Source organism: Actinomycetospora sp. (genome assembly GCF_055612215.1).
This window is the reverse complement of the sequence record NZ_JBVPVA010000961.1, coordinates 1-12,474: the sequence shown is the minus strand read 5'-3', so window position 1 is coordinate 12,474 and position 12,474 is coordinate 1. Positions and strand designations below refer to the sequence as shown.

Here is a 12,474-nt window from a genome sequence, read left to right as displayed (position 1 = left end):
CCTCGCCCACGCGCACCGGACCGACCGGGTGCCGCCCGACGGCGTCGCCCACGGCCCCCAGCGCGCCGCCCGGGACGCCGTCCGGGGGACGTGACACCACCCCGACGTCGTCGGCACCCACCGCCGCCCCCGGCGCGAGGTCCCGCCGCGCCACGACCACGGGTGTCCCGATCACCGACGGCGACGCCGCCCCCGCCACCGCCAGAACGACCGCGGTCGCGACGAGCAGTGCGGCTGCGAGCCGGCGCAGTGCCACCGCCCGGCGCCACCCGCGCGGCAGGCGGGCCCACCGGGGGCGCCGGACGCCCGCCCCTGTCCGCTCCACGATCCTCACGAACCGGACGGTAGGCACTCGATCGGGCCCGCACACGGTCACCACTCACCGGTTGTGGACAATAGGGGGAGACGCGGCGCCTGTGGACGGCGTGGAGTCTCGAAGCAGTCCGCTCGCGAGGAGAGGCGCACCCGAATGGCCGTGGTGCTCGTACTCCTGGCGTGCCTGGGCAACGCCCTCGCCCTCACGCTGCAGCGCAAGGCCGCCCAGGACAGTGCCCGACAGCGCGGGCGCTCGGCGGGATCCTTCCGCGACATGGTGCGTCGGCCACCGTGGCTGTTCGGCACGCTGGTCTTCGGGATCGCGGTGGTCTGCCAGATCCTCGCGCTGCGGCTCGCCTCGGTCTCGCTGGTCCAGCCGGTGCTGGTCATGGAGCTGCCGTTCACCCTGCTCGTCGGCAAGTGGATCCTCGGGGGCACGCTGCGGCGGTACGAGTGGGGCGCCGTGGCGACGATGAGCGTCGGGCTGGTGGTCCTGCTGGCCTGCCTGCGCCCGCACGACGGCGACGCGCTCGCCGCCGGGAACCTGCGCTGGATCCTCGGGACGCTGGTGACCCTCGCCGTGATGGGGGCCGCGGTCGCGATCGCGCAGACCTCGGGCCCGGTGGGCAAGGCCGCCTTCTTCGGCATCGCGGCCGGGATCGGGTCGGGCTTCGTCGCGGTCATCATCAAGGCGATGACCGACGCGCTGGCGGTCGGCGGGCTCGGCGAGGTCGTCACGACGTGGCAGAGCTACCTGCTGATCCCCGTCGGGCCGCTCGCGTTCTGGACGCTGCAGTCCGGACTGCGCGCGGGCCGGCTCCTCGCCTCGCAGCCGGGCCTCACGCTCGGCAACCCCCTGCTGGCGTTCCTCTGGGGGACCGGGCTGCTCGGCGAGGAGGTCGCCGGGGGGCTCTGGTTCTGGGGCGGGCTGATCGGCGCCGTGATGCTCACCGTCGGCGTCTTCCTGCTCGCACGGTCACCGGTGCTGGCCGTGCACGAAGGCAATCCCGGGGCGAACGCCTCGTCCGGGCGACAGCCGGCCGCCACGGGTCGTCGCCGAACGCGCTGAGACCGTGCGCCGAATGGGTGATCCAGGAATTTCAAACCCGTTACCGCGCAACGCGCGTCAGTCGGCGGCGTCTCTCGTTGTACAAGGCACGGGGCCACCGACCGCTGGGGAGCGGGTCGAGCACCGTGTTGGTCCGGGTCGGCGACTCGGGGTTGCCGACCCGGACCTCTCCCTCGTCCGCCGGCGTGCCGGAGCTACGCGCTCTTCGCCGCCGTGGTGCTCGACCCGGACGACGAGCCGCCCGACGTCGACCCGTTCGAGGACGACGACCCGGACTTCGCATCCGAGCCCGACTTCGTGTCCGAACCGGACTTCGCGTCGGACGATCCCGACGTGCCCGAGTCCGACGAACCGGACGCCGACGACGACTCGCCCGAGGACGCCGCGCCGGTGTCCGACGAGGACGACGAGCTCGAAGCCGTCGCGCGGCTGTCGTTGCGGTAGAAACCGCTGCCCTTGAACACGATCCCGACGGACGAGAACACCTTGCGCAGCCGGCCGCCGCACACCGGGCACTCGGTGAGCGACGGGTCGGTGAACGCCTGGACCTGCTCGAACCGGTGGTCGCACTCGGTGCAGGCGTAGGGATAGGTGGGCACGCTCGCTCCTGTCGTCACCCGAGGGGACTCTGCGTCGAGGGAGTGTATCTGGCACTCACCTCGCACGAGTGCCAACACGGTCGGGGATCACGCTGTTCCCCGCGCACCGGTCCGCAGCAGGCCGGCGCCGGGCCGCCACACGGCGTCCACCAGCACGTCGTGCGGCTCGGCGGGCAGCTCCTCGAGCAGCTCGTCGTCGCCGATCAGCGCCACCAGCACGGTCGACGGACCCGCCAGCGGCAGGCTCCGGTCGTAGTGCCCGCCGCCGCGGCCCAGCCGGACCCCGCCCGGCGTCGCCGCGAGCGCCGGGACGACGACGACCGCCGCGTCCCCGATGGCCCCCGGTCCCCGCCGCGCGCCCCCGGGCTCGAGGAGCCCGTGCGGCCCCGGCACGAGGTCCTCCCGCCCGCCGAACGACGCCCAGTCCAGCGGTGCCTCTCCGACCGTCACCGGCAGCAGCACCCGCCGACCCAGCGCGACCGCCGCGTCGAGCAGCGGGACCGCCCCGTCCGGGGCCGCCCCGGGCTCGCGCCGGACCGGCACGTGCAGGCAGAGCGGGCGCCGCGGGTCCGCGTCGAGGGCGTCGAGCACCCCGGGCAGCCCGGCCGCGAGCGCCGCCGCGTCGCGCCACCGGGCGTCGTCGCCTCGCTCCCGACGCCGGGCGAGCAGCTCGCGGCGCAGCGCGTCCTTGGTCACGGGCTCACCCCTCGAGCGTGCCCTCCACCTCGCGCGGACCCTCGAGCGTCACCGACCCCCGCACCGTCACCGGCCCGGTGAAGGTCACGTCCCCGCGCACGTCCAGCCGCTCGGCGTCCACCAGCGAGGGAGCGCCCGCCGGGAACCGGGCATCGAAGTCGCGCAGCATCCCGAAGTGGGCCTTGTCGAGCGAGACCAGCGGCGGCCGGCCCTCGAAGTGCGGCACCATCGCGCCGTCGTCGCGAAGCTCCCACAGGTCCGAGCGCGCGACCAGCAGGTCGTCGGTCGTCTTCACCGGCGCGAACCGGGTGCGCGGCACCTCGAGCGCGCCGGCCCCGTCGATCGTCGAGATCGCCGCGCCCATCGCCGTCTCGAGCTGCAGGACCGGGGTGGAGCCCTTGTCGGTGGGGTCGACGGTCTTGCGGTTGACGATCAGCGGCAGCTCCGGGGCCGCCGGGTCGTCCTCCTGCAGCGCCGTGATCGCCCGCAGGTCGAACCAGATGTTGTTGGTGTTGAAGTAGTGCCACCGGTCCAGGTCACCGAACGACGGGTCGCCCTCCGGGACCTGCGCGGACTCCCGCAGCACGAGGCGGCCGTCGCGCACCGCGAGGTGCCCGCCCTTGCGGTCGGACTCGGTGCCGCGCACCACCTCCAGCAGGAACGGGACCTCGTGCTCGGCGAGCCAGGCTGCGATCCGCGGGTCGGGCCGCGCGCCGAGGTTGTCGGCGTTGGAGACGAAGCACCAGCGCACGCCCGCCTCGAGCAGCGTCGCGGCGATCCCGCTGGCCGCGAGCGCGGTGTAGATGTCGCCGTGACCCGGCGGGCACCACTCCAGCTGCGGGTCGGCGGGCCACTCCACCGGCTCGTGGGTCTCCGCGTCGAGCTTCGGCTCGATGCCCTGCAGGAAGTCCAGCGGCAGCGGCTGGTCGTCCAGGCCCGCGTGGGCGCGCAGCCGCTCCAGCGACGGCGGGCGGGTGGTCGGCGAGTCCATGAGCAGCAGCGGCAGCCGGGCCCCGGTGGCGCGGCGCATCGCGAGCGTCTGGACGGCGATCACGTCGAGGAAGCTGTGCCCGGGCTTGATCTCGAGCGTCGACTTCGGCCCGTCGAGCCCCATGCTGGTGCCGAGGCCGCCGTTGAGCTTCACGACGGCGAGGCGGTCCAGCACTGCGCGCGTGGTCTCCTCATCGGGCTCGGGGAGGTCCTCGAGGCGGGGGAGCGGCTCGACGGGCGAGAGCTCGTCGCCCGGCAGTGTCCCGACGCCGGGCGTGGCCAGCTGGGCGAGCCGCCGGCGGAACGCGGCGAGCTCCATCGGGTGTGCGCCGGCCTTCTCCAGCTTGACGACGGCGGGGTGGTCGGCGCTCACAGCGGCCGGATCGACCATGGTTCGGGCTGCCTTCGCTCGCGATCGGGACCCGGGCGACCCTAGCCGGACCCCCCGACAGCCGGGTGACGCCCGGGCGCGCCGTGGGGACCCGGGCGCGTCGGTGCCCCGATCGCACGGCGTGTCGTAGCACGATGGGCCCGTGAGGACCGTGGATGCCCAGCTGCGCCGGGTGCTCGACGCCGCGGTGCGACCCGCCCCCGTGCGCGTGCCCATCTCCGAGGCGCAGGGGCTGCTGTGCGCCGAGGAGGTCGTGGCCGACCGCGCACTACCCGGGTTCGACCAGGCCGCCGTCGACGGCTTCGCGGTGCGCGCCGTCGACGTGCGGGAGGCCGACGTCGAGCCGGTGGAGCTGCCCGTGGTCGGCGAGGTGGCCGCCGGGTCGCGCCAGGCCCACCGGCTCAGCCCGCGCCAGGCCGTCCGCGTGGCCACCGGCGCCCCGCTGCCGACCCTTGCCGACGCCGTCGCCCCGCACGACCACACCGACGACGCCGTGCCCTCCAGCCGCGCCCGCGTCACCGTCAAGGCCCCCGTGCCGTCGGCGGCGTTCGTGCGCCGGACCGGCGAGGACGTCGCGCCCGGGGACGTCGCGGTGCGCCGCGGCGTCGTCGTCGGGCCCGCGCAGGTCGGTCTCCTGGCCGCGGTGGGGCGGACGAAGGTCCTGGTGCACCCGCGGCCGCGGGTCTCGGTGATCGCCGTCGGCGACGAGCTCGTCGACGTCGACCGCACGCCCGGCGCCGGCCAGGTTCTCGACGTGAACTCCTACGCGCTCGCCGCCGCGGCGCGCGACGCGGGCGCGGAGGTCACCCGCATCGGGATCGTCGGGAGCGACCCGGCGCTGGTCCGCGAGGCCGTCGAGGCGCGGCTCGGGCTGGCCGAGGTGGTGCTGGTGGCCGGGGCCGTCGGCGGGGAGCACGGCGAGGCGGTCGCCGCGGCGCTCGGCGACCTGGGCCCCGTCGACACCTCCCGCGTGGCGATGCACCCAGGCTCGGTGCAGGTGTTCGCGCGCCTCGGCCACGACGAGATCCCGACCTTCCTGCTCCCGGCCAACCCGACCTCCGCCCTGATCGTCTTCGAGGTGCTCGTGCGCCCGCTGGTGCGCCTCGCGCTGGGCCGGCCCGAGCTGCACCGCCGCGAGGTGACGGCGCGGCTGCTCTCCCCGGTGGCGTCCCGGCCCGGGCGCCGCAGCTACGTCCGGGGGCAGCTGCTGCGCGACCGCACGAGCGGGGACTACCTCGCCCAGCCGCTCGGGACGGCGGGCTCGCACCTGCTGTCGTCGCTGGCCGAGGCGAACGCGCTGATCGTGCTGGACGAGGACGTCACCGAGGCCGGGCTCGACGAGGAGGTCCGCGTGGCGTTCCTGGCGCCGCGGTAGGTGGCCTGCGGCCTCGTGAGCACTAGTCCGTGTCATAGGGCGGATTAGTGCTCACGAGCGCGGAGCGCACCTCTGCTAGAACTCCCGGCATGGTCGTGCCGATCTGGGGAGGGACGCGCCCGACGGGCCGCCACCCCGGCTGGCCCGATTGGCTGCGCGAGCTGCGGACCCCGGCCGGGGTCGTCTCGCTGCGCCCGGTCCGCTTCCGGGACGGCCGCGAGTGGTCGCGCCTGCGGCTGCGAGACGAGGCCTACCTGACGCCCTGGGAGCCGGTCCCGCCCGGGCGCTGGGCGGACCACAACGCGCTCGTGGAGTGGCCGGGGCGCTGGGGGACGCTGCGCGCCATGGGCCGGGCCGGCACCGCGCTGCCCTACGCGCTGACCATCGACGGCCGGTTCGCCGGCCAGGTCGTCGTCGGCAACATCGTGCGCGAGCCGCTCCTCTCCGCCTACGTCGGCTACTGGGTCTCCGCCGAGCACGCCGGGAAGGGCGTCACGACGGCGGCCGTCGCGCTCGCCGTCGACCACTGCTTCTCCCGTGTCGGGCTGCACCGCATCGAGGCGACCGTCCGTCCCGAGAACGGCGCGAGCCTGCGGGTGCTGCGCAAGCTCGGCTTCCGCGAGGAGGGGCTGCTCAAGCGCTACCTCGAGGTCGACGGCGACTGGCGTGACCACGTCGTCCTCGCGGTCACCGCCGAGGACGTCCTCCCCGACGGTCTCGTCGGCCGTGTGCTGCGGGCCGGGCGCGCCACCCGGGCCTGAGAAGCCCACTGCCCCGGCCCGTCCGCCGCCCTCGACCCCCACACGGGCCTCGACCTCTGCTCGACCACCCACACGGCCCAGACGATTCCTCGTTCCGACAGTCCATCGAGTGGCCACCGGACCAGTGTTCGCCACACTGCTTCCCTCACTGGAGGGTCGTCGTCACGGTTCGCGCACGACACGCCGTGTCGGCTACGGGGCGGATGGGACTCGTGTGACTAGCGTGGCGAGCGTCGGTCAGGTCCTCACGGGGTCCGGTCCGAGAGGACCGGTCCCTGGGAGTCCGGTCCTGTGGTCGGGGGGACGAGGGGTCGGGGAGGGCGCACGGTGCCGAGCTCGCTGGTGTTCACCGCGCTCGTGGTGGCGTGGTTGGCCGTGCTCGTGCCGGTGGTGGCCCGTCGGCGCCAGATGGTGCCGCAGCCGGCCGAGGCGCACCTGGCCTCGCGGGTGCTCGCCCGCCCGGAGCGCCCCGCGGCGCCCGTCGCCACCGTGATCACCGCGACGCCGCAGCGGGCCGGCGCCGATCCGCAGGACACCGTGGACGCGGCGGACACCGCCGACACGGACGAGACCGACGCGGCGGGCGCGGATGCGCCGGAGGGCCGCGTCCTCGATCGCGGCCGGGGCCGCAGACCGTTCCGGGACGACGCCGGGGAGGACGAGGGCATGGACGACCGCGACGAGGGACGCCTCGCGACCGAGGCTCACGACGACGAGTACGACGACGGGTACGGACCCGACGCCGCCGCGCCGGACGACGACGTCCGCCCGCGGACCTACCGCCCGGGCCGCGGCGGGTTCGACGCGGACGCCGCGGCGGCCGCCGCGCACGCCCGCTACACCTTCCGCCAGCGGGTGGCCCTGGGCCTCATCGCGATCGCCGTGCTCTCGCTGCTCGCGGCCCTCGTCGTGAGCCCCGTGCTGTGGTGGCTGCACGTCGTCACCGACCTCGGCCTCGTCGGCTACCTCGTCTTCCTGCGCCGCCAGACGCGGATCGAGGACGAGGTCCGCCGGCGCCGCCTCGCCCGCCTCACCGGGGAGCGCCGCGCGCTCGAGGCCCGTCGCGACCGGCAGGCCGAGCACGAGGCCCGCCTCGCGCAGGTCCAGCAGTGGGGCGCCGACGACGAGGTCGCGGACGGCTTCGACGACGAGGACCCCGACCTCGACGCGCACGACGACCGGGACCACGACGACGACGGGTACGAGGACCTCGACGTCCCCGCGCCCCGCTGGATCGCTCCGCGCACGCCGGCCCCGGCGGTCCCCGACGGCATGGAGCTCGTCGCCGACAGCGAGGAGCACCCCGACTTCCACGACCTCTCGGACTCCCGCGTCCCGGCCTACCGCCGCGTGGCCGCCGGCGCCTGACCGCCGCGCACCCGGCCCCGCCCCCGGGTGGCCGTCCACGGAACCTGCCTCCCGCGAGGGGTCCGTGGACGACCACCCGGGGGCGGGGGCGGTGCGCGATGGTTGCTAGAGTTCACGGTCGTCGGGGCTGTGGCGCAGTTGGTAGCGCGACTCGTTCGCATCGAGTAGGTCAGGGGTTCGATTCCCCTCAGCTCCACTCCAGGACCCACGACCCCCGTCGGACCGCGGCGGGGGTCGTCGTGCGTCCGGCGCCGTCCCGCTCCGCGGGCCACACTGCCGGTCATGGCCGACGGCGTGCCCTGCTGGGCGGACCTCACGATCGGCGACGGGCCGGACGTCCTCGCCTACTACGCCGCCGTCCTGGGCTGGACGTTCACCGAGGACGGCGCGGCCGGGCACCACGAGGCGGTGGCGCTCGCCGAGGGGCGCCGCGTGGCGGGGATCGGCGGCCCCGAGGGCAGCCCGCCCGGCTGGACGCTCTACTTCGCCGTCGAGGACGCGGCGGACGCCGCCGACCGGGCCGTGGAGGCCGGCGGCATGCTGCTGCACGGTCCCGACGACGACGGGCTCGGCGGCCTCGTCGCCGTCGCGCTCGACGCGGGCGGCGCCGTCGTCGGGCTGTGGGAGTCCGACGACGTCGGGCCCGGCCCGGCGTGGGTCGAGGCGGCCTCGGCGGAGCCCGGGCAGACGAAGACGTTCTACGGCGCCGTCCTGGGCCACACCCACGCACCGACCGACGAGCCCGGCACCACGACGCTTCACCGCGGCGGGCCGGCGCTCGGCGCCGTCGTGTTCGCCGGCGACGCGCTGCCGCACTGGCTGGTGCACTTCGCCGTGGCCGACGTCGCCGTGGCCGCCGCGGCCGCGACCGCCGCGGGCGGACTCGTCGTCGGGGAGCCCGGGCCGCACCGCGCGGGGCGGCGGGCCGTGCTCGCCGACCCGTCGGGGGCGCGGTTCGCGGTGCTCGGTCGATGAGCTCGTCGAGCAGCAGGTGGGCCAGGAAGCCCGACGCCGGCGGATCCGGTCGTCGCTGCCGCGCGACCGCCCGGCCGCGCCGTCCCGCCCGCGTGGTTCCCGGCTGAGACGCACGCTGGCGAACGGCGCAAGGGACTGGGCGGGTCGGAGCCCGGGGGGAGCCTTGGGCGTGTGCGAACGACAGGTCGGCGCAGTCCACGCGCTCCCGGTCTCAGCTTGGCGCAGCCGGACCGCCGGCGGTTCCTAGCCTCACCACGCCCCGCAACCACGCCATCACCGCACTGCTGCGCGCCGTCGCCGCTCCCCCGCCGCCGGCCCCGCTGTCTCGACACGCGCAGCCCCGACCGGATCGCGCTCCCCGAGGAGCCGGCCCTTCCCCGAGGTCCTCCATGCCGCCCAAGCACCGCGCACCCCACACCCCGCTGCGCCTCCGCTCCGCACTCGTGACCGCGACCACCGGCCCCCTCGCCCTGGCCGCCCTCGGCGCGCTCGGCGCTCCCGCCGCGCAGGCGGCACCGACGACGGCGACCCTCGCGACCCCCCACACGGCGCCCGCCGCCCAGACCGACGCGGGCTACACGGTGGTCGCCGGGGACACCCTCTCCGCGATCGCGGCCGCCCACCACAGCACCGTCGCGGCGCTCACCGACGCCAACCACCTCGCCGCTCCCGACGTCCTCGCCGTCGGCCAGCACCTCGTCCTCGGCGCCGACGACGCCGTCGCCCCCCGGTCCGGCGGGACCGCCACGGCCACACGGACGGCTGCTGCGCCGCACGCCGCGGTGGCCGGGGTCGTCGGCACCGCCCGCACCTGGATCGGCACCGCCTACGAGTGGGGTGGCAACACCCACTCCGGGGTCGACTGCTCCGGGCTCACCTCGCAGGTGTTCTCCGCCAACGGCACGAAGCTGCCCCGGACCGCCGACGCCCAGATGAACGCCACCACGCGGATCACCCGCGACGAGGCCCGTCCCGGCGACCTGGTCTTCGGCGTCAGCTCCGACGGCACCGCCCACCACGTCGGGATCTACATCGGCGGCGGCCAGCAGATCGACGCGCCCGATGCCGGCGAGACCGTCGGGGTCCACCGGCTCTACCACGACCAGACCGTGTTCGGCCGGGTCCAGTAGCCCTCAGCCGACGGCGCCACCCACGAGGAGGCCGAGGGCGTAGGTGATCCCGGCCGCGCCGGCGCCGATGGCCAGTTGCCGCAGGCCGCGGCGCAGCGGGGGCCCGCCGGAGAGGATGCCGACGATGGCTCCGCTGACCATCAGGGCTGCCCCGACCGCCAGCAGGGCGACGAGCACGGCGACCAGTCCGGTGAGGCCGAACAGGAACGGCAGGATGGGCACGGCGGCCCCGGACGCGAAGAACGCGAAGCTCGACAGTGCCGCGCCCAGGCCGGTGCCGACCACCTCGTGATCGGGGTCGACCCCGGCGCCGGAGCCGGCGGCGAAACGGTCGGGGGAGGGATCGAGGTCGGCGAGCTGTTCGGCGGCGTGCTGGTCGGCCTCCTCGGTGCTCATCCCCCGTGCGCGGTAGACCAGAGCGAGCTCGTTGGCGTCGACGTCGAGCCAGGGCAGGTAGCGCGGGGCGGTGGGGTCGGGCCGGGACGCCGCGAGGAGCTCCCGTTGCGAGCGCACCGAGACGTACTCGCCGGCACCCATCGACAGCGCTCCCGCCAGCAGCCCGGCGACCCCGGTGAGCAGCACCGTGTGGGCGGCGACGCCGCCGCCGGTGACCCCGAGGACGAGGGAGAGGTTGCTGACCAGCTCGTCGTTGGCGCCGAACACCGCGGCTCGGAACGTGCCCGAGACCCGGGCGCGGCCGCGGGCGGCCAGGCCGCGCACCACTTCTTCGTGGATGCGTTCGTCGGCGGTCATGGCCGCGGTGGCGTCGGCGTCGTCGTCGTAGGGGGTGCGGGCCTCGGCGCGCTGGGCCAGCGCGAGCACGAACACCGAGCCGAAGCGGTGGGCCAGCCACGCCAGCAGCCGCATCCGCGGGTTCCCGTTGCGGGGCCGGCCGGCCTGGTCGCCGAGCAGCCGGGCCCAGTGGGCGGCGTGACGTTCCTCGGCCCGGGCCAGACCGAGCAGCACGTCCCGGTCCTCGCCGGTGCGCCGTTCGGCGAGGTGCCGGTAGACCTGTGCCTCGGCGTGCTCGTCGGCCAGGCGCCGCCGCCAGCGCCGCAGCGTCGCCGACGACCGCTCGGCCGGCCGGGCGGTCTCCTCGCCGTCCTCGACTCGGTTCACCCCGCCAGTCTCACCACGGCCGGTGCAGATGTCGCACCCGACCCCACCGACGGTGCACGCCGAGCCCGGTGCGCGTCGGCCGAGTGACAGGGGCCACATCAGGGGAGCCTGGGGGAGGAGCGCCGGGGAAGGCCCGGCGCCGGTTGAATCGTCAGGAGCGCCTCATGAAGGCCGTGGCCTACATCGAGCCCATGAAGGTCGAGGTCCAGGACATCGAGTACCCGGGCCTGGAGCTCAAGGACGGACCGGGGGTGAACCCGGCGAACGTGGGACGGCAGTGCCCGCACGGGGTGATCCTGCGCTGCGTCTCCACCAACATCTGCGGTTCCGACCAGCACATGGTCCGGGGGCGTACCACCGCGCCGCCCGGGCTCATCCTCGGCCACGAGATCACCGGGGAGGTGGTCGAGGTCGGGCGCGACGTGGAGTTCATCAAGCAGGGCGACCTGTGCTCCGTGCCGTTCAACATCGCCTGCGGGCGCTGTCGGATGTGCAAGGAGGGCCACACCGGGGTGTGCCTCAACGTCAACCCCGAGCGTCCGGGCTCGGCCTACGGCTACGTCGACATGGGCGGCTGGCAGGGCGGTCAGGCCGAGTACGTGATGGTGCCCTACGCGGACTGGAACCTGCTGCCGTTCCCCGACCGCGACCAGGCCCTGGAGAAGATCCTCGACCTGACCATGCTCTCCGACATCTTCCCGACCGGCTACCACGGCTGCGTCACCGCCGGTGTCACCACGGGCTCGACGGTCTACATCGCCGGCGCCGGCCCCGTCGGTCTCGCCGCCGCCGCCTCGGCCCAGCTGCTCGGCGCGGCCGCGGTCATCGTCGGGGACATGAACGAGGAGCGCCTGGCCCACGCGAGGAGCGCCATCGGCGCCGAGACCGTCGACCTCACCGAGGAGGGCTCGCTGCCCGACAAGATCGAGCAGATCGTCGGCGAGCCCGTCGTCGACGCCGCGGTCGACGCGGTGGGCTTCGAGGCCCGCGGACACGGCAAGGACGCCGGTGAGGCCCCGGCCACCGTCCTCAACTCGATCATGGAGGTGACCCGCGCCGCCGGGAAGCTGGGCATCCCCGGCCTGTACGTCACCGGGGACCCGGGCGCCTCCGACGACGCCGCCAAGGAGGGCAGCCTGTCGATCCGGATCGGGCTCGGCTGGGCCAAGTCGCACTCGTTCACCACCGGCCAGTGCCCCGTGATGCGCTACAACCGCCAGCTCATGAACGCGATCCTGCGCGACAAGGTCCAGATCGCCAAGGCCGTCAACGCCACGACGATCACGCTCGACGAGGCACCGCAGGGCTACGCCCAGTTCGACTCCGGCGTGGCGAAGAAGTTCGTCATCGACCCCCACGGCATGGTGAAGGCCTGACCGGCGGCGGGTTGACGCGGTCACCTCCCGAGCCGCCCGTGTGACCTCGTCAGCTCGGCGGCGTCCGCGCACAATCGGGCGGTGCCCGGACTCCGCCGCCGGATCCCCGCCGCCGCGATCGTCCTCGTGGGGCTCCTCCCAGGGGGACTCACGGCCGCGGGATGCAGCCCCGGCCACGACGCGGGACCCATCACGTCCGCGCGCCCGACGCCGGTTGTCGTGGCGCCGACCTCCGACGCCCCGACCTCCGACCCCCCGACCTCGAGCACCGTGACCCTCGACGGCGTCGCCTCCCGCGGCGCCCTCCCGT

General features: G+C 75.3%; 12 protein-coding genes and 1 tRNA gene. 8 read left to right on the top strand and 5 right to left on the bottom strand.

The window, feature by feature from the left end; all coding sequences use genetic code 11:
• Positions 1–334: SAF domain-containing protein (locus AC0CYZ_RS26255; protein WP_472220828.1), on the bottom strand; the 334-nt coding region annotated here is incomplete at its 3' end.
• Between the two features lie 135 nt (positions 335–469).
• On the opposite strand from AC0CYZ_RS26255, the gene AC0CYZ_RS26250 reads away from it, so the two are divergent.
• The gene (locus AC0CYZ_RS26250) at positions 470–1,384 is read left to right on the top strand and encodes a DMT family transporter (protein ID WP_472220826.1); all 915 of its coding nucleotides are present in this window, start codon (positions 470–472) and stop codon (positions 1,382–1,384) included.
• Positions 1,385–1,578: 194 nt separating this feature from the next.
• On the opposite strand, the gene AC0CYZ_RS26245 is transcribed toward AC0CYZ_RS26250, so the two are convergent.
• The 3 genes from AC0CYZ_RS26245 to AC0CYZ_RS26235 form a co-directional block, all read right to left on the bottom strand.
• Entirely contained in the window at positions 1,579–1,983 is a 405-nt protein-coding gene (locus tag AC0CYZ_RS26245) for an FmdB family zinc ribbon protein (protein ID WP_472220824.1), read from the bottom strand.
• Positions 1,984–2,070: 87 nt separating this feature from the next.
• Positions 2,071–2,679, bottom strand: a complete 609-nt coding sequence (locus AC0CYZ_RS26240; protein WP_472220822.1) for a 5-formyltetrahydrofolate cyclo-ligase — start codon at positions 2,677–2,679, stop codon at positions 2,071–2,073.
• Positions 2,680–2,683: 4 nt separating this feature from the next.
• Positions 2,684–4,060 carry a UTP--glucose-1-phosphate uridylyltransferase gene (locus AC0CYZ_RS26235; RefSeq protein WP_472220820.1) on the bottom strand — a complete coding sequence of 459 codons (1,377 nt, stop codon included), beginning with the start codon at positions 4,058–4,060 and terminating at the stop codon, positions 2,684–2,686.
• A gap of 142 nt (positions 4,061–4,202) precedes the next feature.
• Between AC0CYZ_RS26235 and glp the strand changes: the two genes are divergently transcribed.
• The 6 genes from glp (at position 4,203) to AC0CYZ_RS26205 (ending at position 9,669) form a co-directional block, all read left to right on the top strand.
• Positions 4,203–5,435: a molybdotransferase-like divisome protein Glp gene (gene glp, locus AC0CYZ_RS26230; RefSeq protein ID WP_472220819.1), complete on the top strand. Its 1,233-nt coding sequence runs from the start codon at positions 4,203–4,205 to the stop codon at positions 5,433–5,435.
• Positions 5,436–5,524: 89 nt separating this feature from the next.
• Positions 5,525–6,196: a GNAT family N-acetyltransferase gene (locus tag AC0CYZ_RS26225; protein WP_472220817.1), complete on the top strand. Its 672-nt coding sequence runs from the start codon at positions 5,525–5,527 to the stop codon at positions 6,194–6,196.
• Between the two features lie 327 nt (positions 6,197–6,523).
• A complete protein-coding gene (gene sepX, locus AC0CYZ_RS26220) occupies positions 6,524–7,564 on the top strand; it encodes a divisome protein SepX/GlpR (RefSeq protein ID WP_472220815.1) in 1,041 nt (346 codons plus the stop codon).
• A gap of 123 nt (positions 7,565–7,687) precedes the next feature.
• A tRNA-Ala gene (locus AC0CYZ_RS26215) sits at positions 7,688–7,760 on the top strand.
• An 86-nt stretch (positions 7,761–7,846) separates the two neighbouring features.
• Positions 7,847–8,539, top strand: a complete 693-nt coding sequence (locus AC0CYZ_RS26210) for a VOC family protein (RefSeq protein ID WP_472220813.1) — start codon at positions 7,847–7,849, stop codon at positions 8,537–8,539.
• A gap of 389 nt (positions 8,540–8,928) precedes the next feature.
• Complete coding sequence (locus AC0CYZ_RS26205) at positions 8,929–9,669, top strand: C40 family peptidase (RefSeq protein WP_472220811.1); 741 nt, start codon at positions 8,929–8,931, stop codon at positions 9,667–9,669.
• Positions 9,670–9,672: 3 nt separating this feature from the next.
• On the opposite strand, the gene AC0CYZ_RS26200 is transcribed toward AC0CYZ_RS26205, so the two are convergent.
• Positions 9,673–10,788, bottom strand: coding sequence for a VIT1/CCC1 transporter family protein (locus tag AC0CYZ_RS26200; RefSeq protein WP_472220809.1), 1,116 nt, complete (start codon positions 10,786–10,788; stop codon positions 9,673–9,675).
• Between the two features lie 164 nt (positions 10,789–10,952).
• Between AC0CYZ_RS26200 and fdhA the strand changes: the two genes are divergently transcribed.
• Positions 10,953–12,164 (top strand): formaldehyde dehydrogenase, glutathione-independent, encoded by a 1,212-nt coding sequence (gene fdhA / locus AC0CYZ_RS26195; RefSeq protein WP_472220807.1) that lies wholly within the window; start codon positions 10,953–10,955, stop codon positions 12,162–12,164.
• Positions 12,165–12,474: the final 310 nt, after the last annotated feature.

Coding starts and splice junctions, on each gene's coding strand:
- AC0CYZ_RS26235 (WP_472220820.1), bottom strand. CDS start 4,060: ATGGTCGATCCGGCCGCTGTGAGCGCCGACCACCCCGCCGTCGTCAAG.
- fdhA (WP_472220807.1), top strand. CDS start 10,953: ATGAAGGCCGTGGCCTACATCGAGCCCATGAAGGTCGAGGTCCAGGAC.
- AC0CYZ_RS26210 (WP_472220813.1), top strand. CDS start 7,847: ATGGCCGACGGCGTGCCCTGCTGGGCGGACCTCACGATCGGCGACGGG.
- AC0CYZ_RS26205 (WP_472220811.1), top strand. CDS start 8,929: ATGCCGCCCAAGCACCGCGCACCCCACACCCCGCTGCGCCTCCGCTCC.
- AC0CYZ_RS26250 (WP_472220826.1), top strand. CDS start 470: ATGGCCGTGGTGCTCGTACTCCTGGCGTGCCTGGGCAACGCCCTCGCC.
- AC0CYZ_RS26225 (WP_472220817.1), top strand. CDS start 5,525: ATGGTCGTGCCGATCTGGGGAGGGACGCGCCCGACGGGCCGCCACCCC.